The sequence below is a fragment of the Nitrospirae bacterium YQR-1 genome, assembly GCA_039908095.1.
In the GTDB taxonomy this organism is placed as follows: Bacteria; Nitrospirota; Thermodesulfovibrionia; order Thermodesulfovibrionales; family Magnetobacteriaceae; genus Magnetomonas.
The window spans coordinates 18,153-42,036 of the sequence record JAMOBJ010000020.1 but is presented as its reverse complement, the minus strand read 5'-3'; the positions used below and the strand labels follow the sequence as shown (position 1 = coordinate 42,036).

Sequence of the window (23,884 nt, the reverse complement as noted above, 5' to 3'; positions counted from 1 at the left end):
TCTGATGTTATCTAACGAAAAGATAAGCCGGTTAGCAGCTTTAATTATGGTGTTTTTTTTATTTGTCACTTTTGTTGAAGCTTTCAGCGTACCACCAAGCCAACTCCTTTCCACAACACCTAAAAAAACTGACCCACATATAAAAACTCTTAATTACGATATAAAAATTCTTAGCTCTGAACTGCTGACAGTGCCGATTCCAACCGATAAGATAGGTATGTTGAAGTCTAAATCATCTAACGGCACTAAGCTGTACCAGGTTTCGACACATGTTGATATCCCTGAGGCAGGGAAATCCATGTTTACACCATACCTCAGAGATTTACAAACAAAAGACGGTTTAAGTTCAAAACGTGCAGCCATATACGCTAAAGATGCAGTCTTTATCAGAGCACACTTTAAGAAAATTCCTGCAAATGCCAACCTCTTTGTCTATGGTCTGCAAGGGCAATCATCTGCTTATGGGCCGGTAGAGGGCGACTCCAGCGATGCTTTCTGGGGGCCTGTTGTTGAAGGGGAGATTCTTTTTCTGGAAATTATGGGGGGTGAGGGTACAGACGCCGCAGATCTTATAGTTGATAAAATAAGTTATGGTTTTGCTAATCCGTTAAGTTCCGCAACAAAATCATCGGCACTATCGTGCAATGTTGACGTGAATTGCTCATCAGCGGCCGCCGCTACGTATAAAAACGCCGTAGCCTTAATGTACTTTGAAAAAAGCAGTGGGGGGTATGTTTGCTCCGGGGCTATGATAGCCGACTCAGCCGCTTCTAATACAAACTGGTTTCTCACCGCCAACCACTGTATATCTTCCAACAGTGAGGCATCCTCTCTTATTGCGTATTTCGGCTACAGAACCAGTAGCTGTAACGGCTCAGCGCCGAGTGTCTCCAGTACCACACAGGTTAGCGGTGCTGAATATGTTACAGGAAAATCTGCAAGTGACGGCACTGATTTTACACTGCTTAAGCTAAATAGCAGCCCACCTTCAGGCACTTATTATCTTGGCTGGACCACAGACGACATCAGTGACACAGTGGTAGGGATTCATTATCCTGCCGGCAGTTATGAAAGAATATCCGAGGGCAGTGTTTCCACAGGTTATACGTGGAGTGGTATAAATAATAATGATTTTGTAACAGTAAGCTGGAACTCAGGAATAACCGAGGATGGCTCATCCGGTTCCCCTCTTATGCTAAAATCCACCGGTGAGGTTGTAGGTCAGTTGTATGGCGGACAGCAAAATCAAACATGTAGCAGCTCCGCAAGGCTCGGCGTCTATGGTAAATTTGCCAAATCATACAACTATGGACTTTCCACATATCTTAGCTCATCTTCCACCTACGCCGGTTCAACGGTTACGTACAATATGCCTTATCTACATACAAATTCCGCTGCAATTTCCTACTGTTGGCTCTCAAACACTACGACGGATACCGCCACGGCAACATTTACAGTTATGTCAAACAACTCATCCTCGTCTCCCTCCCAGTCGGCAAAAACTAAAACCATATCGATAGCCGGCAAAAAAACAGCATTGTTAACTTTCACAGGCAAAAGTATTAAATCCGGCTCAACCTCCGTCGATATATCCGGTGATATAAGCGGAACCGACGTAGCATACGGACTAAAAATAGTACTGACAATAAGCGGCTCTAATGCTACATGTGAAACTATAGGGATGTCATGTTTTCAGGGCACTACCAGTCCTAAGCGAAATCTTAAGGGTTACACCTGCCGTGACGCCAACAACCATTACGATTTTTAACGCTAAACTACGAGGATTGCTTTGTTAAGACTTCTTATAACTATTATACAAACCTTAATAATTTCTGCATTTTGCTGCATTAATGTTCATGCAACCGTTACGTACAATATGCCTTTTTTACATACAAATACCGGCGTAGTAACCTACTGCTGGATAGCAAATACTACATCAGACAGCGCAACAGTTACCTTTACTGTGATGTCAAGCAGCTCATCCACATCACCGTCTCAGAGTCCAAACTCAACAACCATTTCTATAGCCGGTAAAAAATCCGCATTATTAACTTTCAGCGGCAAAAGTATTAAATCCGGCTCAACCTCCGTTGATATATCCGGTGACACAAGCGGAACAGATATCGCATATGGATTGAAGATGGAAATATCAACCGGAACTTGTGAATCGGTAGGAATGTCATGTTTTCAGGGCACTACTAATCCTAAACGCAATCTGACAGGATATACATGTAACGACGGCAACCATTATGGGTTTTAAGATTTTCTTTTCATTTTTACTTGCCTGCTCCTTACCTTATACCAAGTTGCATTCAGAAGTAAACGCAGGCGGCTGGGAACAGGCGACTCCTCTCCTCATAGGGGATTGTCCTTAGGGGAGACGTCAAGGAGCCATCGACGATGCCGACAAAGTTAATCGAATGAATGCAACCCGATATAAAGCCCCTGCCTGACATGTTTAGGAAATTTACGCATTGCTATAACCATGGCCAATAATTTAAAAGTAACAAATTCTCCGGATATAAGACATTTTAAAAACAAAGCGCTTTCAGCACTTTTGTTCATTATAATAGTAACAACCGGCCTCTATATTCAGATTACAGGTTTTGATTTTGTAAGCTACGACGACCTCAGGTATGTAAAGGAAAATCCCAATATAGCTGATGGCTTAACCGGCAGCGGCATACAGTGGGCACTGAATGCCGATTATGATTCAAACTGGTTTCCGCTGACATGGGTTTCCCACATGGCTGATGTCTCTGTGTTTGGTATGAGTGCCGGGGGGCACCATTTTACAAACCTGATTATTCACCTTATAAATATTTGTTTGTTGTTTAGGCTGTTTTGGCTCATATCGGAGGGTAATGTATTTGTAGCTACCGGTGCCGCCACCGTCTTTGCTGTGCATCCTTTGGGTGTGGAATCCGTTGCATGGATTTCTGAAAGAAAAAACCTTCTTTCTACACTCTTTTGGCTTTTAAGCATAATATGTTACTTAAAATACGCAGCAGAGCACAAAAGAAATCTTTATCTTTTATCCATCCTTTTTTTTATCTTTGCCTTAATGTCCAAACCAATGGCTGTAACTTTACCGTTTGTTCTATTATTAATAGATTTCTGGCCGCTTAAGAGGCTAAATAATACACGGTGGCAAGTAATTTTTACTGAAAAGTTGCCTTTTCTTGTCTTTACGCTGCTGTCATCAATTATAACCTTCAAACTACAACACGATGCCGGTGTGATCTCTGATTTCACGGTTTTCCCTGCCGGACTCAGGATTCTTAACTCCATAAACTCCTACATAGAGTATTTAATTAAGCTGGCCTATCCAACAGGTCTTGCAGTTATATATCCCTACATTGCCCTGACACCCGGGCCTGCCATAATCTTAAAAGCTGCGGCATTGCTGCTAATTACAGCTTTTGCTCTTTGGAAATCAAAACTGTATCCATACCTGATTACCGGATGGTTCTTTTATATTGGTACTCTTGTGCCGGTTATACAGATTGTTCAGATCGGGCTTGCCCCCATGTCCGATAGATACACATATATACCAATGATGGGAATATATATAATGTTGAGCTTTGGTATTAAAGACTTAATAAAAAGATTTCCAAAAACAAGGTACTTCTTTATTCCTGTTTTTATTCTTTTTGTTTCGGCTCTTTGCGTATTGACATATTTTCAAACGTCTTCATGGAGGGATTCCCAAAGCCTATATAAGCAGGCGATAAAGGTATCGCCCTATAATTTCGTAGCTTATAACAATTACGGATTAGCTCTTATGGAAGCAGGACGCACGGATGAGGCTATAGAGGCATTTTCGCGCGGACTTAGTATCGTACCTACAAGCAGAAAAATCAACTATTCCATGTACCTTGCACTTATGAAAAAGGGATTGCCGGATGAGGCTGCAGTACATATGCTCATCTCATCATATATGGGCAAAGACAAAGATAAACAGATTGCACTTTCACTGATAAAGATTAACCAACATGACAGGGCTGTTTATTTTCTTCAGGAGCATCTTAAAAAAGATCCAGCCGACACAGAGGCATTCAATGCGCTCTACAATTCCCTGATTAAATTAAAGCGCTATGATGAAGCTGAAAAATACTTATTCCAATTCTAATTCATTTGTCTAACTTTGTTGGCTTCGTCACAAGCTCCTCAACGTCTCCCCTAAAAGGGGAATCCCCTGTAAGGGGAGGCGTCGCTTGTTCCTTGCCGCCTCGTTATACTTTTGAATTAGAATTGGTATTATGATGTATTACCCTACTGTTGGGGAGCAATATCACCGTGGCTGTGCACCGGCTATTTTTTAGGAGTAAAAACCATAAATTCATAGTTTGCCAACTGCTCTGTTGAAAAATAATGGCCGCTCTTATCGTAACTGCTAAAGAGCGTAACGTCATGAATGTACCATGGGATGAAAAATATACGCTCAGCACCCTCCCCTTTAGAATATGTCAGTATAAGCAGGTCAAAATACTTTTCACTTATTTTATTATTAATGTCATTTACAAAATTTTTATTACGCTGTTGCAAATTAGCAGGAAAAAATTTTTTCAATAACCTGCTCTTAGGTATTGTACTGTCAAGATAGCTGTTGATACCTGTGTCATACACTCTGCCGCCTATGTTGAAAACTACAAAATTAAAGTGTTTTGATACGAGAACATTTCTATTTGCCTCAACCAGCTTGTTGATAAATTTCCAGTGATTTTTCAAGCCCGCCGATCTGAACCTCTTTGAGGGCAAATCCATTACAAATGTTAACGGTGTTATTAGTTTTGAGTATAAACAGAAAGAGTAACTACTGTATATGTTTAAGCTCAACAATGCGGCTAACAACGTTGCTGATTTAAGAAAATCAATTTTTATATTGAGCACGGTAAGAAGAAAAAAAGGTAAAAAAAGCTGAAAATAGTAAGTCATCCACGAGGCGTTACAGGCTAACCTGAGCTCCAGCATCAAAAAAGTTATAAGGGCTGCGTATGAAAATAAATCGATTTTATTTGCAAAAACAGGATCCCCCATGTTTAGAAAGTTCATATCTCTGAAATACTTAAACACATCGGCATAAGATCGATTATTGCTTAACGAAATCAATAAATACATAACAAGGCCGAAATTACATAGCATAAACCATGCTGATTGCTTTATCATCATATCTATGCGCAACGGATTATTATAGAGATGCAATATCAGCACATCGTAAAAATATGACTCATACATATAATTGATGATTAGTGCAGAGACAATAAATGAAACGCCAAAGTAAGCAGCATATATCAGTCCCGTTTTTTTAGAAATAAACAGGACTACATATGATATGACAATAACAGTGCCGATAACAAAATACATTTTTGTATAAAACCCTGAAATTCCCAAAATAATACTAATAATTACAGCGGCGGCGGAGAAATTAAACCGCCACGGGATAAAAACACTTAATAAATACAGAAAAGTTCCGGTAGCGTCAGGCTTGGAAAGCGGAGTGCTAAAGAGTAATAAAGAGACATATTGTACAATAACTGCTCCATAAACATATATAATTTTATGCCTCTGTGCATACATAACCAAAGCAAAAAGAGCAAGAGATAAAACAATAAAAAGAGCGGAAGTCATTCTGTGTGACAAAATGAGTGCGCCATTGACGGCAGGATAAATGATTTTTATTAACTTGTGTATAGGGATTACCATATAGTTGTACACGATGCCGTAGTGATTAAGATACATTGGCTGGTTTACAAAATCATATGGATTTTTGCCTTTAAGCAGAGAATCGGTAGATAGAACCATTCCTAACTCTTCAGGGTCCAATTGGTGCGGATAAAATACAATCCCTGCATGATAATTTATCACCTTTATAAATACAAAGGAATAGACAATTATAAGAATGACAAATAATGCCTTGTTTAAAGGCAATCTGTTGCTTTCAACCGTTATTATAGTATCCTGCTTCCGCCCTGAGGCGTGTGAAATTGAAATTTACACCTTAAATAAGATTGTAGATAAAGCACGTATAACTGTCAACACAAACAAAGAGGCTTAAGCTCACTTACAGCCACAGGATGAACAGGCGCATTTTCCTTTATTTTTAGCCTTATCAAATGCCTCTTTACCCTCTTTAATAGAAAACACTGCTATGGCTATAGCGCCGATACTGTCTATCCCTGCTATCTTAGTAATCTCATAACCGGCACTTGCCAAAAGCAGCACTACCGAGAGATAGAGACATGTGCGCGTACAGGCTGCATCTGCCAGTATCGGCTCCGAACCAAGAGCCCTTCCAACCTTATTTTTATAGTAAATAAGAGCCGACATAGAAACTATCGAAGCTACCGCCACTATTGCCCCAGCCACTGTGGTTACCGGCTTTTTGCCGGATATAAAGTTATAGATTGCGCTAACAGCAAGTCCGGTTGCTAAAATATAAAATGCCCAGCCGGTGACTTTTAAGGCTGTCTCTTCAAAAGCATCCTGAGTAACACCGCTTATATTTTCAGCGCCTTTCATCCGCCTGATCATATGCCATATGCCGATGCCGGAAACCACCTCGGCAAAGGAGTCCAGCCCAAATCCAAAGAGCGACATTGTATCATCATCCAGCCCAAAATACACTGAGACGATCCCCTCTGCAATGTTATAAAACACTGTTATCAAAGCAAGTAAATACGCCGCACCCAACAATCCTTCCCTGTCTTTAAAAGAAAATTTCATTCTTATTAAGATTAACACATCACCTTTCTTTATTAAAATGCTAAAATACCATAAACTAAACATAAAGCAAATAATGTGTATAAAAATTATTTAATAGTAGGAACAGGCGGATTCCTCGGCGCTATTGTCCGCTACATTATGAGTGTTTTTATTGGAAGGCGCCTGGGGATAAATTTTCCATGGGGAACTCTCATCATAAATGTAAGCGGAAGTTTTGCTGTTGCCCTGATAATGTCGCTTTTTACAGAGAAGTACATGGTTAATCCACAGTGGAGGTTGTTTCTTGTTGTTGGATTCCTTGGGGCATACACCACGTTTTCCACCTTTGAGTACGAAACGGGGCAGTTGATAGAGGGCGGGGAGTTCTTGTATGCCGCCCTGAATGTATTATTAAGCGTAATTGCCGGCTTTATTGCCCTTAAATCGGGAGAGTTCATTGCTAAACTCATGTAGGTGTTACGCAATGGCTATCGGTTTTGTTACAATACCTGTATTTAATATAGACGGTGACAATGTTTGACAAAGAACAGAGCGGCATTTTAAACGAGATGAGTGTTTTGTATGTGGAGGATGAGGCGGCGGTAAGACTCTCTGTCGGAGAGTCGTTAATGAGGTGCTGCCGCAGCGTTTACCTTGCATCAAACGGCAGGGAGGGGGTGTACATGTACGTTGCATACCGCCCTGATATTGTAATAACCGATATCCGTATGCCGAAAATGAATGGTTTGGATATGGCAAGGGAGATTAAAAAACATAATCCTAAAGCTCAGATAATTATAACCAGCGCTTTTAGTGACAAGGATATGTTTGTTGAGGCAATAGACCTTGGCGTAAGCCAATATGTTATAAAACCTATTAATATTGACAAACTCCTTAATACATTAAACCGCTGTTCAGAGGTAGTAGCGGCTGAGAAGACATTTAGAGAAAGCCACGATTTATTCAAAAAACTTGCTGAGAGTTCCGCCTTTGGAGTCGGTCTGCATAGAGAGAAATTCTTATATGTAAATCCTGCAATGCAGACTATAACCGGCTACAAGGTAGCGGAGCTTTTAAATATGCATTTATGGGATTTTATGGGACAGAGGTGGCGGCAGACAATAAGGGAGCAGGTGTTTTGGCAGCTTAAGGGCGTGAAGATGCCGCATGAGTATGAAGAGATGGAGTTAATCACAAAAGTAGGAAAGACCAAATGGGTGAGACTCCTTACGGATACGGTAGAGTACAAGGGCGTGTTTTGCGGCCTTGTAGATATGGTTGACATCACAAGTGAAAAGGAATATGAGATGGAAATCCTGCAGTTAAATAAAACCCTTGAGGAGCGGGTAATTGAGGAGACACGAAAACTCAGAGAACAGGATCACCTGTTAGTTCAACAATCTAAAATGGCTGCCATGGGTGAGATGATAGGGGCGATTGCCCACCAATGGAGACAGCCCCTTAATGCCATCTCGCTTATATTTTTTGACCTTCAGGACGCTCTTGCCGCAAACCAGCTTGACAGCGACTATATGAAAAACTCAGTAGAGGATTCTATGATTCAGATAGATTTTATGTCAAAAGCAATCGAGGCTTTCAGAAACTTCCTGAGGCCGTCAAAGAAAAAAGAAGCATTTAACCTTGTACAATCAATCAGGGAAACCCTCTTGTTGTTTGACGCTATGCTGAAAAGCCTCAGTATTAAGGTTAATTCAGACTTTAATGACAACGGCACATTAGAGGTAGTGGGTTATCAGAACGAGTTTAAGCAGGTAATTTTTAATATAATCAATAACGCGCGTGACGCCATAGAGGAAAACCGGGCAGTGACCGGCGCCCGCAAATCCGGCAGGATAGACATATCGGTAAGACGTTTAGGCAGCAAAGTTGAGGTAGAAATATGTGACGACGGCGGCGGAATTTCTCCTGAGGCAATGGGAAAACTCTTTAACGCCTGGTTTACAACAAAAGATGAAAAAAAGGGTACCGGCATTGGCATGTACATGTCAAGGACAATAATAGAAAAAAACATGGGTGGTAAACTCAGCGCATCAAATAAAGGTGACGGCGCCGCCTTTACGATACAATTAAATATATCAGAGGACGGGAGTGCCGGATAAGCCGTCCTTAGCCGCAGAGGTAAGTACCATTTCCTTGATCTTTGCCGTTGCTCCCCTGAGCCTTCTGCTAAAGACATGAGCCAGTTTCTTAAATAACTTAAGTGTGATTATATCGTCATAGCCTTCCATAATTCGTTTGTCAAATTCAAGCAAAACCACATCGTCAAAAGCTTTAGCCCTAGCGGAACGAGGTTGTCCATCCAGTATGGCCATTTCACCAAAGCAGCTACCCCTTTTGAGCCTTGCCAGAGTCTCTTCCCGTTTCTTCCCGATTCTTTTTGAAATGCTTATGACCCCGTCCACTATTACGTAAAACCTGTCACCAACCTGACCCTCGTCAAAAATCAAATCCCCCTCGGCATACTTTCTGCATTTGGAAATCCTCAGAAGTGACATCAACTCCTCATCCGTGAGGATGGAAAAAAAGTCCAGATCCCTGATTTTTCTGACAGTCTTGGTTATAGCCATAGGAACACTTCTTATTGCATCGTCTATCGCCTTTTTAACGTCATCAATCTGATACGGATACTGTAAAATTGCGCTGACTCCCTCTTTGTACATTTTTTTAAGCTCGGCGGCATCCATTTCAGAGTCTATAAGAAGAATAACTCTTATGGTGTGGCGTTCCCTGAGGTGTTTAAAAAAATTATCCTCATACGTGTTAACAGTGGGGTAATCAGCCATTAGTATCTCGTATGATTCGTTTTTAAGGATATTGAAAACGCTTGACGGCTTTGTTACACCGGAAGTATTAGGGTAGCCCATGTAACTAAGGGTTCCTTTGGCAAAGTCAAGACCCCTCTGGTCATGAATCAACACTAATATCCTAAGTTCGCCGCCCATACAATTGATTTTATATTATCTGTTGTTAAATGTCAATGATATGGGCAGGATTGCAGCAGTGTGCAAAGGCGGGCTAATCTTTAAGCAGTTTATACTCTATACTGTCAATAAGGGCTTGCCATGAGGCTTCAATAACATTTTCACTAACACCAACTGTGCCCCATTTTGCTGAGTCATCACCGGACTCTATTAAAACCCTCACTCCGGTGGCCGTACCGCTTCCACCCTGGAGTACCCTTACCTTATAGTCAAGCAATTTTACAGATTTAAGCTCGGGATAGTACCCGTTTAAGGCCTTTCTTATTGCATTGTCAAGTGCATTAACAGGGCCGTTTCCCTCCGAGGCCGTGTGAATCACCGTGCCGTCAGGGAGTTTTAGTTTGATGGTAGCCTCAATTAAGCACTCCTTATCGCGTCCCCACTTATCCACTATGACCCTGAATCCCAGCAGCTCAAAGGCCTCCTTGTACTTACCGGTGCTTTTTTTAATCATAAGTTCAAAGGATGCCTCAGCACCCTCAAACTGAAATCCTTGTTTTTCCAGCGCTTTCAGTTTATGTAAAAGCTCTGAGGTGCCTTGCGAGCTCTCAATGTCTATGCCAAACTCCTCTGCTTTTCTTAAAATCGTGCTTTTCCCTGCCAGATCCGATACCAGCACTCTCTGGGTATTACCCACAACCTCAGGATTAATATGCTCATAGGTGCCGGCACACGCCCTTATGGCGCTTACATGTATCCCACCCTTATGGGCAAAGGCACTGTCACCGACAAACGGCTGTCTCTTTATGTGGCTCTGGTTTGCTATCTCGGTAACAAAACGGGAAACATTCCTCAAATTTTTTAATTTCCCCTCGTCAATACAGTTGATTTTGCGCTTAAGCTGGAGGTTCGGAATTATGGAACACAGATTAGCATTTCCGCAGCGTTCACCGATACCGTTAATTGTACCCTGTACCTGCTGCACTTGCCCCAAAACCGCCTCAATTGAGTTTGCCACAGCACAGTCGGAGTCGTTATGGGCATGAATGCCGAGGCGTTGTGCGGTCTTGCTTCTGACCTCACGTGTAATGAGCCTTATATCATCAGGCAGGCACCCACCGTTTGTTTCGCAAAGCACCAAGCAGTCCGCCCCCGCTTCCTCGGCTGCTTTGAGACACCTGAGTGCGTACTCTGAGTTGCATAAATATCCCTGATAAAAGTGTTCGGCATCGAAAAATACCTTTTCAACATGCTTTTTAAGATACACAACTGAGTCGTGGATTAACTTTAGATTGTCGTCCAGTGTAATTTTCAGAGCCTCTTTTACATGTAGATCCCAGGTCTTCCCGAAAATTGTAATCACCGGCGTTTCAGCGGCAAGGAGATGCTTTATGTTTGTATCTTTAGAAACCGGATGCCCGAACCTGTGGGTGCTGCCAAAAGCAACAATTTGTGCTGTTTTTAGCTTTAACTTTTTGACTTCCTTAAAATATTCGATATCCCGGGGATTAGAGCCGGGCCAGCCCCCCTCTACAAAAGGAATGCCGAATTCATCCAGCACCTCGGTTATCCGTAACTTATCCTCAACCGAGAAAGATATATCCTCAGACTGCGCTCCATCCCGCAGTGTCGTATCGTAAATCTCCACCGTATCCACAGTGTTCTTTTATAGCATTTTACAGAGTCTTTGTCAATCTATCCGCCACCTCTGTCGCATTCCCGGGAAAGCTCTGTATAAATACCACTTAAAAAATCAATGCGGCAGTGAGAGCTGTCTGTCATGTTTAGAGCCCGCACCGGAGTCGGATGTTTTAAACTGAGACGCAATTTTTCTCAGATGCTGCGACACGGTGACAAGCTGGGCCGCTGCTGTTGAGACTACGTCTGAGCAAACGGATGTATCTCTTGAGTTTTTAGCAAGGGTGTCTATATCCTCGGTAATTTGCCCCGAGACGGTTGACATCTCCTCTGTTGCCGATGCAATACTCTGAACCATGGATTGAAGCTCTGTTACACTTGTTACTATTGACCTCAGTGACTCCCCTGCCTTTGTGGAGTAATCCACCCCCGCCTCCACCCGTTGCAGGCTTTCCTTCATTGATGAAATAGCCTTGCCGGTTTCACCCTGAATAGCACGGATCATTTCACTTATCTCGGTTGTTGCCTTACCGGTTTTTTCCGCCAGCTTTCTAACCTCATCGGCAACCACGGCAAACCCTCTTCCCTGCTCCCCGGCCCTTGCCGCCTCAATGGCTGCATTTAAAGCTAGAAGGTTTGTCTGGTCCGCTATATCATTTATAACATTTACAATTTCCCCTATCTGGCTTGAACGCTGTCCCAGAGACTCTATCATCGTGGCGGAGTCCTTAACCGTGACTTCTATTTTCTTTACTTCATCTCTGGTCTTATCCACCACCGATGAGCCGTCTTTTGCCACAGCCATGGTTGAGTTGGCTGATGAGGCTATTGTTGATGAATTCCTTGCTATGTCAATAATGGTTTGAGTCATTTCCTCCACCGCCGTTGCCACCTGAACCGTTTTTTCAGCCTGACTTGTCGTATCCACTGACATTTTCCCTGAACTGCTGCTTAGTTTCTCACTTGATGAGGCAACACCGTCGGCAAGGTTTTTCAGTTCGTTCACTATCTCCCGTAATTTGCCTGTCATCTTATTAAATCCATCTGAAAGTGTTCCTATTTCATCCTTTGAGTGGTACTCAAAATAGCATTCAAGATCGCCGTCGGCTATCCGCTCAAGAGATACTGATAAGTCTTTTAACGGTTTATGGGTTTTCTTAAAAATAACTGTAAATATCACAGATATACCTACTATTCCTAATAATCCTAAAAGAATAAATATGAGCTGAAGCCGCCTTAATTTCGCCATTTTTTCAGCAAGCGGCACCTTTATACTGATTGCTCCGATAACCTCTCCCTCGCTGGCACTGTGGCATTCAAGGCAGTTTTTGCCCATGAAATCCTTTTTTGCTGTGTAGGGATATACTCCCCTTAGGTAATCACCGGTTATTACTACAACCTCTTTCCCTGTGCTCACTACCTGCTTTTCTATTTCATCGGAAACATGATCATCGGTGGCGTTTGTTCCAAAATCTTTATCTATAGACTCCGTTCTTAACACTTTTAAATCTATTAAGTTTTTCATTTGATCTAAAAAGGGCTTTTTTGAAGCATTTATTGACCCTGTAAGCATCATTGTCGTCAAGCCGTTTAGCACAGTCTCCCTGTAGCCTTTTATCGCTCCGTCTTTAATCTCATCAATTATCATATCTTTGGATATTTTTACAGCAAAAAAAATGTTGCATATCATACCAAGAGTTGTAAAAACAAGTATCGGTACCAGGGTTTTAGTAGTTATAGACCAGTTCTTAAACATTGTTTGCATTCCTCCATATTATCAACAGTTTTTATTTATTAAAGCCCTAATCTGCCTACCCTTTTAAATTATGCGCTATTTTACAACAATTTCTTAATTTTACAACAATTTTTTTTATTAGCACGCAAAAATTATATATCATAATTGTATGTTTAGATAACCTTAAAAATACAGCTATCAGGTATTAAGTATTTATATTTTTAGGATATGCGGATGTTAGGGTTACTCAAAGATGATTTCAACCACCTCGTACTTAAAAGTCTTTCCCGGGGCCTGTATTGTTACCTCATCCCCGACCTCTTTACCCAAAAGCGCCTTGGCAACCGGCGATGTAATGGATATTTTGCCGTCTTTAACGTCTGTCTCATCCGGGCCGACCAGGAAGTACTCCTTTTCCTCATCAGTTTCAAGGTCAAAGAGTTTTACTTTTGCGCCGAAAGCGACCTTGTCATGCTTGACCTTTGATGGGTCTATGACCTGAGCTTTAGCGGTTTTTGCCTGGAGTTCCTGAATTCTGCCCTCTATAAATGATTGCTTCTCGCGTGCCGCATGATACTCTGCGTTTTCAGACAAATCCCCGTGTGCCCTTGCCGTGGCTATGTCCTTTATGTTTTGCGGTCTTTCTATCTTAAGCAGCCTGTCCAGTTCATCTTTCATCTTTTTGTAGCCCTCAGGCGTCATCGGTATTCTTTCCATAAGTTCCTCCAGTTGCCTCTGTCAAAGCATTCGGAGATATTGTATCATAAATGAAAAACAAAACACAGCCGCCTGAAGCCCAAACTATTGATTTTTTACATAAAATATAGCTTATACTAGTACACAATGGATAACGGACACAGCAACGGCATATACAGGTTTTTTATAACGGCAACTGTTTTTTTTGTGTTAGCTTTGTCTGCCGGATGCTCTCAAAAGGCCATACGGCAGCCTGAGCCTGCTACAGAGAAAGAAAAGACGCCATATGATATTCTGGAAAAAAATGTTTATGGCACATCCAGACTCTATATAGGAAAGCAGTACAAAACGGGCGCCAACCCTGACATAAGCTCTTACTCCGACTGCTCTAACCTCATATGCGCCGTAACAAGAAACTCACTAACAGGCAGCGGCTTTGAGTTTAGACCATATTATGTGTCCTCCGACAGAATATATGACTTGTCTTATGAAATTAAAAAAGCTGAGATTAAAGCCGGTGATTTGATGTTCTTTGTGGACGGTAAGAACAAGCAAAACCATGTAGGGGTAATAACGCGTACCTCCGGAGCAGTGGTGTACTTTGTGCAGGCCTCATCGCAGGCAGGCGTGGTGGAACGCTCCACTAAGTCTGAGGCATGGGAATTTTACTGGAAAAAACATTTTGATTCTTTCAGAAGATGGAAAGAGATAGTTTTCATGGAAACTCAGCCAAAATATTAATTAAAATTAAGTTGAAATAAATACAATTTAATGGTATAATCATACATGGTCACTGCAGATGAATTGAGATCACCGGAGATAATGGCGCTTTTAAAAAAAGTGGTCATTGAGGTTATGCTTGATGTTGCCGACACTTCTAAACCTGACGATAAGCAAGCCATCATACTGTACCAGTTAGTAGGTGATTTCAGAGAGTTTAGAAGTTACGCTGCTAAAAAAATTGAAGAAATTAATGGCTATATAGAAAAAATCGAAATAAACCTTAAAGCAAGCAATATCTCACATGAAAAAGATATTGGATGAAAAACTAAAATAGTATATGAAGAAGAAAACATTTATAATTGCAGGAGTGATTCTGTTGATTCCTTTGCTTCCTTTTCTGTTGCCGATAGGGCTTATATATTTGCTTGCCGCCATTAACTTGAGTAAGGGTTACAGCAGGCTCTATTGCGGTGGAGTTAAGCCCTCAACGAGAGATATCATTATTGAGAGCATGGAAGACAAGGGGATACCTGTGCCGGCATGGCTTAAAAGCAAACCCGCAGCTTGTTCCTGAGAAGTTAGTAATTTCTCAGAGAATTATCAGTTCATCCATGAAGCTGCTTTTAGTTGGCATACTGCGCAAGCCCTTCTTTGTCTGTAATTACGTGTAATCCTTTTTTGTCGGTTATCAAACCTTCTTTTTTAAATTTACTAAGGGTTCTGATTGAGGTCTCAACAGTTGTTCCAACCATGTCGGCAATGTCCTGCTTGGTTAATTTAATATCAATCTGTCCAGGCGTTGAGGATTTATCGGATAATTTCAAAAGCAGGGAGGCAATTCTTGATTCCACCCGTTCAAGCGCTATGTTTTTTAACATTTCGTGGGAGTTTTTCATACGCTCTCCCATTATTGAAGTAATCTGAAACATTATAATTGGGAATCTGTCGAGAATTCTGAATAAATTCTTACGCAAAATCCTGACAACTGTTGCATTTTCCATAACAATAGCATTTGCCGGATACGGAAAACCACGCAAAACGGCCAAAGCCCCAAAAAGCTCTCCACTTTGCACAATCTCAAGAATCAGCTCTTTTCCGTCCTGTGACAGTTTGGTAATTTTAACTTTACCCGTATCCACTATGTAAAACCAATCCGACTTGTCTCCCTCAGTAAAAACTGATTCCTTTTTCTTTAATGATACAAGCTGGATATATGGTTCTATTTCCTTTAATTCGCTATCCGACAGGCTTTCAAAAAAAGGTATCTCTTTTAACTTCATCCGTGCCGCTCTCCCTTTTACTTAGTAGTGTAGATTATAAACAAAGTTAAAACACTTATACAACTTCATTGAAGCGCTTGCAATATGCTCCGGCGGATATTGTAATGCAGCATTCATGCAGCCTCAGTCTAATACCAAGCTGCATTCAAAGTGGAACCGAAAAAAATAAAAAGTCCTCTTTTAGCGGGCTGCCGGTTTTTCTATACCGGTTCTATGGTACATGTGTGTTATTTACAAAAAAAACTAAAAAGTGTTAGATTATTAAGACTGTTAACTAAAATTAAGGAGAGGTAATGATGAAAAGACTCTTTTACTTGTCAATGGTGTTGGTGCTTCTTTTTGCATGTGGGAAGTCAGGCGACACAGGAATTAAGCAAACCGGCACAGCTGTAATTAAAATTGGGGATGTAACGATTACAGACGATCAACTTCAGGATGAATTAGCAAGCCTGCCGCCAAATGTCAAACAGATGTTTACAGGCAAAGAGGGTATAAGCAAGCTGGTTGATGAATTAAAGAAAAGAGAAATGTTATACCTTGAGGCTAAAAAAGCCGGACTTGACAAAGACCCTATTTACATAAAAAGGGTGGAAGATTTCAAAAAGGGTAATTTAATAAATTCTCTTGTTTCAAGGAACGTTGGAGCAGAAGGTATAAAGGTCAGCCCTGAGGAAGCCAAAGACTATTACGATAAAAATCCTAAAGACTTTGAGGTAACGGAACAGAGAAAGGCAAGCCACATTTTAGTTAAGACAGAGGATGAGGCCAAAGAGGTTTTAGCTAAAATCAAGAAAGGTGACGATTTTGGAAAGCTGGCAAAGGAAAAATCCCTTGATAAGATGTCAGCCGAGAAAGACGGCGACCTTGGACTCTTTGCGATGGGACAGATGGTCCCGGAATTTGACAAGGTTGTGTTCTCTATGAAAAAAGGTGAGATTAGCGACATAGTGAAAACCCAGTTCGGTTACCATATCATTAAACTAACAGAAGTTCAGCCACCAAAAAAACTTGAGTTTGAGGCTTCTAAAAACATGATAATGCAGTTTTTGACTCAGGATAAACAGAAAAAAGCTTTTGATGCCTATTTAGCTCAGGTGGAGAAGGGCTACACGGTGACAGTGGATCAGAAGGTACTGGATGATTTTATATCAAAGCATATTGGAGTTAAACCTGAAGCAGGTGGAGCGCTTCCGCCCGGACATGGTGCACCGCCGGCACAACAAGATAAAAAATAGTCTGTGTTAAAACTTAAAGACGGCATAGTTGAGCTTTTTAAAAAGGTGGTGACCTCGATTCCTCCTGATGTTGAAAACGCCATAAAAGAGGCGCACAGCAGGGAGAGTGAAGGCAGCAGCGGCAGGGAGTCTTTTAACGTTATCCTTGAACAGATAAAGGATTCAAGGGCTAACCGTAAACCGCTGTGTCCTGAGGCGGGAGTACCTGTGTTTTGGGTAAACATGCCGCGCTCCCTTAACAGAAGAGAAATTGCAGAAATAATTTTAGATGGAACCGGTGCAGCTTACAAAAAGATTCCAACACTTAGCAGTACTAAAGAGGGTGAGCAATCACCCTCTTTACCGGTTCCGGTTATTTTTTTTGAGGAGACGGATGGTGCCTCTCTTGTAGTGGATTTACTCCTAAATGGGGCTGATTGTGAAAATGCCGGAATGTTTTTTTCAATAAAGCAGACTTTTTCCGGAGATTTTACTTCTGTTAAAGAGACTTTGTTCGATGTGTTGACAGATAGTGCCTCTAAGCTCTGCCCTCCGTGTGTGTTAGGGGTAGGTATCGGCTCTGAACGGACGCAGGTAGCTGCCTTGTCAAAAAAGCAGTTGCTCCGCAAGTTATCGGATAAAAACCCGAAGCCGGAGCTTGCGCTGCTTGAACAGGAGTTATTTGAGGGGTTAAACCTGCGTGCAACAGGGCAATCAGCCTGCGGCGGCAGAACCCCATTTCTTGGTGTAAAAGCAGCTACGATTAATCTTCACAGTTTTTCTTTTTTGGTTGATGTTTCAGTCTCCTGTTGGGCATTAAGAAGAGGACGTCTCATCTGGAGCTAATCACAGCCGCTTATAACGATTGTTATACTTTGCATTTCGATTGAGCACCGGCATATATTTAATAGGTGTGTGAGTTAATCGAATGAATGCAGCTTGGTATAACAGATACTTTGTTTATTCAAATCTATTACGGCTGCCTGAAATAAGATAAGCGCCGCACGATGAAACCGGTAGTCAAAAATTACTCTGTTTTAGTTATTGGTGAACTTCTCTCAAGGGGGCTTTACTATATAGCTTTCATTTACATGGCACGGCTTATAAGTGTGGAGGGGCTGGGCATACTTTCTTTTACGCAGTCGCTGGTTTCATACTTTGCACTTTTGGCCACATTCGGCCTTGACATAACAGGGGCACGAGATGCAGCAAAGGGGGATGTTGCATCAGGAAAACTGTTGGCAAATATTTTGGTTTTAAAAGTGATTTTTTCTGTAGTCTCTTTTTTATTATTGCTTTTTACCGTGGTCTTAATTAATAAACCACTTGAGACAAAGTCTTTCATTATAATCTATGGCATTGTTTTGATGATAAACATCCTGCAACTGGACTGGTTTTTTCAGGGTCTTGAAAAAATGTATATAATATCAGCCTTGCAAAGCCTAAGAGCGCTTTTTATAGTTATTTTACTTTTTATATTTGTAAAAGGCGCTGAAAACTTTTTAACTGTTGCATGGATTTTTACAATTTCACCGCTTATAGTTACCCCACTGTCCTTGTACTTTGTTAAAAGGGATAATTTAGTAACAAGATTAGTTTTTGATTTTAATTTTTCAAAAAAACTGTTTAAAGAGTCTTATCCGGTGATTTTGATTCATCTTATGGCTTTGATTTATTACAATATAGATGCTGTAATGCTTGCCTTTTTGACAAACGACAGAAGCGTAGGTATTTACTCGGCAGCTTATAAAGTTATTCTTCTTGCTATATCTTTAAATGTGTTTTGGCAATATGCCTGTACTCCAAAGTTATCAAAACACCCTTTTGACAAAAAAGTGTTTTTGGAATATGCTTTAACCAACATCCTGATAGGTTTCTTTTTCTCTGTTGCAGTTTACATTTGGTCTAAGGAAATTATTTTATTTTTATACGGTGAGAGTTACATCCAATCCGTAGAGATATTAAGGGTCCTCAGTATAGTGCCGTTTTCATCGGCCCTTGCCGGCACATTTGCCAACACCCTGACACTGTGGAATCTCCAGAGGCTTCAGCTGATTGCCACCTCAGCCGGTGCTGTTTCAAATGTAGCTCTTAACTTTCTTCTTATACCGCAATACAGCCTAAACGGTGCAGCCATTGCCACTATAGCAGCCGAACTTCTGGTTTTCTTTTTATCTTTCTTGTTTCTGTATAATAGGTTATTTAAACTATGAATATAAAAATTAAAGGCAACTCAGGCTGTGATATTGAGGTCATTGGTCTTCAGGGCAGATACAAAGTTAAGAAAAGCACCTCTGAAGGTAATTATATCCCAAGGCTTAGAAAACAGAAGGAAAAACAGGAAATATTTTATCAGAAAAATAATTTAAATTATATAATAATTCCCAAAATACATGGAGATTACCGGAATGATACCACATACTGCTTCTACATGGACTACTACAATTGCAATGATTACGTTACGCATCTGCAAATTTCATCAAAATACGATATTGACTTGATTTTAAGCCGCATTATTGCCTTTATCGAGGGAAACATAAAAAGTTGTACCATTAAGGCTGTTAAAAAAGAAGTATTTTTAGAAAAATATTCGGATATCAGGCAAAAGATAATGTTAAATCCACTGCTGACAGATATCAAAACGGAGATTGCCGGTAAACTTGATAAGATAGTATTTTCTATTGATGATTATACCGGACTGCCCTTAGGCCCCTGTCACGGAGATTTAACTTTTTCTAATATACTTTTTGGTAAAGACTGTCTGGTGCTTATAGATTTTCTGGATAATTTTATAGAAACTCCGCTTCAAGACATTGTAAAAGTGAGGCAGGATACGTGCTTTAACTGGTCATTAAATTTCATTGAATCAGATTATGACAAAACAAGACTGTTACTAATTATGAAATATATAGATGAAAAAATTCATAACCATTTTAAAAAATATGATTTCTATTTAAAGCACTATAACCTTTTTCAATTATTTAATTTCCTTAGAATATTACCATATGCAAAGAGCCCTGAAATCTGCCGGTATCTGAAGATAACGCTGAGAAGACTCATAAATGACGGTTGGCTTGATTTTCGATAAAATGCTGTGCTAACATAGCGTTATCGTGGTAAATTTAATTGTACCTGCTGCCGGGCGTTCATCGAGATTTCCCGATATGAAGCCTAAATGGATGTTGACCCATCCAAACGGTAATCTCATGGTGGCAGAAGCAATCCGTGATTTAGATTTAACCAATGTTGCCGGAATTTACCTGGTCATATTAAAAGAGCATGTTGACAACTACAATTGCCTGTCTGGTTTGAGGGAAGCCTTCAGAGACGTCGGTTTAGATGAAAAACTGTCAATCGTGGTTCTTAACAGCCCTACAAAGAGCCAACCTGAGACGGTGGCAAGGGCAATAGAAAGTAACAATATAACCGGCCCTTTTTTTATTAAAGATTCCGATAATACATTCCGGTGTAACATTGCACCGCAAAATGCAGTGGCTGTTTATGATTTAACTAAAATGGCTTCCGTTAATGCGGCCAACAAAAGCTATATAATGCTGGATGACAATAAGCTGATTAAAAACATTGTGGAAAAACAGGTGATAAGTTCTTTTTTCTGTTCCGGGGGGTACTCATTTTTATCAGCGGATGATTTTTTAAAACATTTTTATAAATTACAGACCTACGAAAATCTCTATGTCTCTCACATAATATTTGACATGCTGTTAGAGAATGTGGTGTTTGAACCCTTGTTTGTAACAGATTATGAGGACTGGGGTACGCTTGAGGACTGGAACGCTTATAAGGCTACCTACTCCACACTTTTTGTTGACTTAGACGGGGTATTAATAAATAACTCCGGCCAGTACTTTGCTCCATTATGGGGAACCGCCTCAGCAATAAAGGAAAATGCTGGAATCATAAATAAACTATACAACACCGGCAAAGTAAAAATCATATTAACTACGGCAAGAAAAGAAACATACAGGGAACTCACAATTAAACAACTGCAGAAAGAGGGGATTTGCTATCACCAGATAATTTTTGATATTTTCCACTCAAAACGGATAATTATTAACGATTACTCCAAAACAAATCCTTTTAAAAGTTGTGATGCTATTAACATAAAAAGGGATTCATCCGATCTGAGGGAAATGCTGGAGGATTCCCTTGGATTTTCAATTTTATAAAGTTGGTAAAACAGTGGACCTGAGAAGATACATAAAATATGTGTTGCCCCACTTTGTGGTAAAGCTCTACAATGACAGCCACGATTTTCAGATTGCGCAGAAAAATAAATATTTTACCGATTTAACCGTGCGGGAGATTTATACTCTTTTGGCTGTGCTGCTGGATGTGGAGCGTGAGGTGAAAAATCCGTTATATCTGGAGATAGGAGTATTTAAAGGGGGCACTCTTAAATTTTTGAAGGAACACACCAGAGATGTCAACTTTTACGGCGTTGATTTTTTTGAGGACTTTATCCCGGAGGATGGAAACACCCATGTCTGCGAAACTTTCAAAACTGAAGCTGTTAAGGAATATATCGGCAATGGCCGTGTTACCCTTATAAAGGGGGATTCGGCTCTGGTGCTGCCTGAGTTAAAAAAAAGCCAAACATATTTTGATATGATTTTTATAGATGGCAATCACACGTATGAGGCTACAAGGAGAGACTTTGAGAATTCGCTTGTGATATTAAAAAAGGGCGGTTATATTGCCTTCCATAATGCATCTGAGAGCCTTGCCCCTGATTTTATGTATGTTGCCAATGACGGCGGGCCATGGAAAGTTACACAAGAGATAAAGCGAAACAGAGACTTTTTCTTTGAAGCAGAGGTTGACAGACTGAGAATTTTTAGTTATTTAAGGTGACCTCCCTACTGTGTTATTGACAATAGCAATACCCAACTTCAATGGCGCTGTATATATAGCGGATACCATAATTTCCTGCCGCAATATCCGCCTGCCTCTAGATGCTTTTGAGATACTGGTTATGGACAACGCCTCCACAGATAATTCCGTTGAGATTGCAGAGCAATTAAAAGCTCTTATTCCAAATATCAGAATAGTGAGAAATCAGGAAAATATCGGCAGACTGCCAAACTGGAAAAAATGTATAACAGAGGCACGCGGCACTTACCTGAATTACCTTTTTGTTACAGACCAAATAAACGAACATAACAACATACACGACCTGGTTGAAGTACTGAACAGAGACGATAAAATTTCCATGTGTGCTTCAAAATTTATAATCAAATATGACCGGATGTCTCAACATATCGGCAATGATTTTTTTAACTCAGACATTAAGATGGAATCAAAGGTATTTATCAGCTCACAGATTCTCAAAGGACTTCTTGTAAACGGATTTCTTCAGGCAAACTTAATGAGATGTGAGGATATCAGTGGTATTGATTTCAATGAAACCCTCCCCTTTACCTGTGACCATATTTTCAGCTCAGAGGCGGCTTTAAAGAGAGATTATATGTTTTTTTCAACAAATCCTCAAATTACATGGAGTATTTACAAAAATCCGGGACGTTTTCACTCAAAAACCACAATCGGGGAAATAGTGAGAAATAACCTTGAGGCTGCAAAAACTATTTCTCAAATGGTTGGCATTGGCATAAAAGACCTTTACAGGTTTTACGCTCTTGAGATTGACAGGATTTTATATCAAAAATTTCGTCAAAGCCATTTAATTTCCGGGAAATCCAGCTTTATACGTTCTTTTTTATATCTTTTTAGAGAAATCAACAAAAACCGTATAAGCAAACCGTTGGTTATAAACTCTTTTATCAACCAAATGTCTAAAACTCTCATACAAATAGTTAAAAAGAAACTCATCAACAACAAATGAGATTAATCGAAAAAACTAAATCAGCAATTATAGACTCAGTGGGAAGCGTTATGTCTCGATTTGACAGGCTGCCGATGTTTATATCTCCTGTGGGGCTTAGTCTTGAAATCACACGAGACTGTAATTTAAGCTGCCACATGTGCCCGCGGAATTTTTCCACTGATGAGAAAACTAATATGACGCACCGGCAGTTTATTCAGATAGCCGCCCAGATGCCGGCCCTTAGACATGTGACAATTCTTGGGCGTGGTGAGACCCTCATCAACCCTCATGTTTTCGATATGCTTATGACAAAAAAACTACTTTTTACAATTGTAACAAACGGTTTCCTACTGACTGAAAAAAACATCAACAAGCTTGGAAACGTAATTAATGTGGTAGTTTCAATTGACAGCCCCAACAGTGATACATACAAGAAGATTCGCGGTGCCAGTCTTGATGTTCTCATACGAAATCTACAAAATCTCAAGAAAATCAGGCCTGATATCAAACTTACGGTACAGAGTATTATTATGAAAGATAACATATCGGAGCTTGACGGATTTTTAACACTTTGCAAAACAGTTTCCGCCGGCAGTCTTAATCTTATTAACATTATAGCCTTTGAACAAAGCCTTCTGCAACAACACCAGATTAACGTTACGGATTCAATCGGCAAGCTTAAACGGTTTCAACAAAGGGCTGCTTCCGAGGGACTACATCTCAGTGCTACACCACTTCTACCGCAGCGGAAATGTTTCACACCATGGACCACTCCGAGGGTCTCAATCGAGGGTGACGTTTACCCCTGCTGCTTCATATTCAACAGCTCGGAGGACCACTGGCAGGAGTGGTGTCTGGGAGCAAAGATTGACGTTCCACAGCAAAACTATAAAATGGGCAACGTATTTAAGACACCCATGAAATCAATACTTAACAGTGACGACATGGTTGAGTTAAGAGCTGTAGTAAGAAGGGCAAACAAATCAATAATGCCGCTACAACAGATAAAACTCAAGGCTTGTGAGATTAACTCAACACGTTTTTTTTATTGCCATATCTGCTTTTTAAGGCACAACATTTCCTGTTAATACACAGCAAAATAAAACACA

The 23,884-nt window shown here is 40.5% G+C and carries 23 protein-coding genes; 16 read left to right on the top strand and 7 right to left on the bottom strand.

All coding sequences use genetic code 11. The features are described from left to right. The first annotated feature begins 4 nt into the window (after positions 1-4). The 3 genes from H7844_10410 (at position 5) to H7844_10400 (ending at position 4,132) form a co-directional block, all read left to right on the top strand. On the top strand, positions 5-1,768 hold the full coding sequence (locus tag H7844_10410) for a serine protease (protein MEO5357696.1): 1,764 nt from the start codon (positions 5-7) through the stop codon (positions 1,766-1,768). A gap of 108 nt (positions 1,769-1,876) precedes the next feature. Continuing rightward, positions 1,877-2,260, top strand: a complete 384-nt coding sequence (locus tag H7844_10405; protein ID MEO5357695.1) for a hypothetical protein — start codon at positions 1,877-1,879, stop codon at positions 2,258-2,260. Between the two features lie 225 nt (positions 2,261-2,485). Further along, positions 2,486-4,132: a tetratricopeptide repeat protein gene (locus tag H7844_10400; protein ID MEO5357694.1), complete on the top strand. Its 1,647-nt coding sequence runs from the start codon at positions 2,486-2,488 to the stop codon at positions 4,130-4,132. Between the two features lie 182 nt (positions 4,133-4,314). Here the strand turns inward: H7844_10400 and H7844_10395 are convergent, their stop codons facing one another. Both H7844_10395 and H7844_10390 read right to left on the bottom strand, forming a co-directional pair. Then, positions 4,315-5,805: a hypothetical protein gene (locus H7844_10395; GenBank protein ID MEO5357693.1), complete on the bottom strand. Its 1,491-nt coding sequence runs from the start codon at positions 5,803-5,805 to the stop codon at positions 4,315-4,317. A gap of 255 nt (positions 5,806-6,060) precedes the next feature. Next, positions 6,061-6,726: a cation transporter gene (locus H7844_10390; protein ID MEO5357692.1), complete on the bottom strand. Its 666-nt coding sequence runs from the start codon at positions 6,724-6,726 to the stop codon at positions 6,061-6,063. A 75-nt stretch (positions 6,727-6,801) separates the two neighbouring features. On the opposite strand from H7844_10390, the gene crcB reads away from it, so the two are divergent. Further along, positions 6,802-7,179: a fluoride efflux transporter CrcB gene (gene crcB / locus H7844_10385; GenBank protein ID MEO5357691.1), complete on the top strand. Its 378-nt coding sequence runs from the start codon at positions 6,802-6,804 to the stop codon at positions 7,177-7,179. A gap of 59 nt (positions 7,180-7,238) precedes the next feature. Next, the gene (locus H7844_10380; GenBank protein MEO5357690.1) at positions 7,239-8,825 is read left to right on the top strand and encodes a response regulator; all 1,587 of its coding nucleotides are present in this window, start codon (positions 7,239-7,241) and stop codon (positions 8,823-8,825) included. On the opposite strand, the gene H7844_10375 is transcribed toward H7844_10380, so the two are convergent. The 4 genes from H7844_10375 to greA all read right to left on the bottom strand — a co-directional run bounded on the left by H7844_10375 (position 8,802) and on the right by greA (position 13,737). Next, complete coding sequence (locus H7844_10375; protein ID MEO5357689.1) at positions 8,802-9,668, bottom strand: cyclic nucleotide-binding domain-containing protein; 867 nt, start codon at positions 9,666-9,668, stop codon at positions 8,802-8,804. The genes H7844_10380 and H7844_10375 overlap by 24 nt on opposite strands. A 73-nt stretch (positions 9,669-9,741) precedes the next feature. Next, positions 9,742-11,304: a citramalate synthase gene (cimA, locus tag H7844_10370; GenBank protein ID MEO5357688.1), complete on the bottom strand. Its 1,563-nt coding sequence runs from the start codon at positions 11,302-11,304 to the stop codon at positions 9,742-9,744. A gap of 96 nt (positions 11,305-11,400) precedes the next feature. Then, positions 11,401-13,041 carry a methyl-accepting chemotaxis protein gene (locus tag H7844_10365; protein MEO5357687.1) on the bottom strand — a complete coding sequence of 547 codons (1,641 nt, stop codon included), beginning with the start codon at positions 13,039-13,041 and terminating at the stop codon, positions 11,401-11,403. A 222-nt stretch (positions 13,042-13,263) separates the two neighbouring features. After that, positions 13,264-13,737 carry a transcription elongation factor GreA gene (gene greA / locus H7844_10360; protein MEO5357686.1) on the bottom strand — a complete coding sequence of 158 codons (474 nt, stop codon included), beginning with the start codon at positions 13,735-13,737 and terminating at the stop codon, positions 13,264-13,266. Between the two features lie 126 nt (positions 13,738-13,863). Here greA and H7844_10355 point away from each other — a divergent pair, with 126 nt between their 5' ends. From H7844_10355 to H7844_10345, 3 genes are all read left to right on the top strand, one after another. Then, positions 13,864-14,457 (top strand): NlpC/P60 family protein, encoded by a 594-nt coding sequence (locus H7844_10355; GenBank protein ID MEO5357685.1) that lies wholly within the window; start codon positions 13,864-13,866, stop codon positions 14,455-14,457. Between the two features lie 81 nt (positions 14,458-14,538). After that, on the top strand, positions 14,539-14,760 hold the full coding sequence (locus H7844_10350) for a hypothetical protein (GenBank protein MEO5357684.1): 222 nt from the start codon (positions 14,539-14,541) through the stop codon (positions 14,758-14,760). Between the two features lie 16 nt (positions 14,761-14,776). Further along, positions 14,777-15,013, top strand: a complete 237-nt coding sequence (locus tag H7844_10345) for a hypothetical protein (protein ID MEO5357683.1) — start codon at positions 14,777-14,779, stop codon at positions 15,011-15,013. 49 nt (positions 15,014-15,062) lie between these two features. Here the strand turns inward: H7844_10345 and H7844_10340 are convergent, their stop codons facing one another. Then, the gene (locus tag H7844_10340; protein MEO5357682.1) at positions 15,063-15,719 is read right to left on the bottom strand and encodes a Crp/Fnr family transcriptional regulator; all 657 of its coding nucleotides are present in this window, start codon (positions 15,717-15,719) and stop codon (positions 15,063-15,065) included. Positions 15,720-16,012: 293 nt separating this feature from the next. Here H7844_10340 and H7844_10335 point away from each other — a divergent pair, with 293 nt between their 5' ends. The 8 genes from H7844_10335 (at position 16,013) to H7844_10300 (ending at position 23,863) form a co-directional block, all read left to right on the top strand. Then, complete coding sequence (locus H7844_10335; GenBank protein ID MEO5357681.1) at positions 16,013-16,954, top strand: peptidylprolyl isomerase; 942 nt, start codon at positions 16,013-16,015, stop codon at positions 16,952-16,954. Positions 16,955-16,957: 3 nt separating this feature from the next. Then, the gene (locus H7844_10330; protein ID MEO5357680.1) at positions 16,958-17,779 is read left to right on the top strand and encodes a fumarate hydratase; all 822 of its coding nucleotides are present in this window, start codon (positions 16,958-16,960) and stop codon (positions 17,777-17,779) included. 161 nt (positions 17,780-17,940) lie between these two features. Continuing rightward, on the top strand, positions 17,941-19,146 hold the full coding sequence (locus tag H7844_10325; protein ID MEO5357679.1) for a flippase: 1,206 nt from the start codon (positions 17,941-17,943) through the stop codon (positions 19,144-19,146). Next, positions 19,143-20,021, top strand: coding sequence for a hypothetical protein (locus tag H7844_10320; protein ID MEO5357678.1), 879 nt, complete (start codon positions 19,143-19,145; stop codon positions 20,019-20,021). The genes H7844_10325 and H7844_10320 overlap by 4 nt, the downstream gene beginning before the upstream one ends. Before the next feature lie 25 nt (positions 20,022-20,046). Continuing rightward, entirely contained in the window at positions 20,047-21,120 is a 1,074-nt protein-coding gene (locus tag H7844_10315; GenBank protein MEO5357677.1) for a hypothetical protein, read from the top strand. Then, the gene (locus tag H7844_10310) at positions 21,101-21,805 is read left to right on the top strand and encodes a class I SAM-dependent methyltransferase (protein MEO5357676.1); all 705 of its coding nucleotides are present in this window, start codon (positions 21,101-21,103) and stop codon (positions 21,803-21,805) included. The genes H7844_10315 and H7844_10310 overlap by 20 nt, the downstream gene beginning before the upstream one ends. 10 nt (positions 21,806-21,815) lie before the next feature. Continuing rightward, the gene (locus tag H7844_10305; GenBank protein ID MEO5357675.1) at positions 21,816-22,793 is read left to right on the top strand and encodes a glycosyltransferase family 2 protein; all 978 of its coding nucleotides are present in this window, start codon (positions 21,816-21,818) and stop codon (positions 22,791-22,793) included. A gap of 50 nt (positions 22,794-22,843) precedes the next feature. After that, the gene (locus H7844_10300; GenBank protein MEO5357674.1) at positions 22,844-23,863 is read left to right on the top strand and encodes a radical SAM protein; all 1,020 of its coding nucleotides are present in this window, start codon (positions 22,844-22,846) and stop codon (positions 23,861-23,863) included. Positions 23,864-23,884 lie beyond the last annotated feature (21 nt).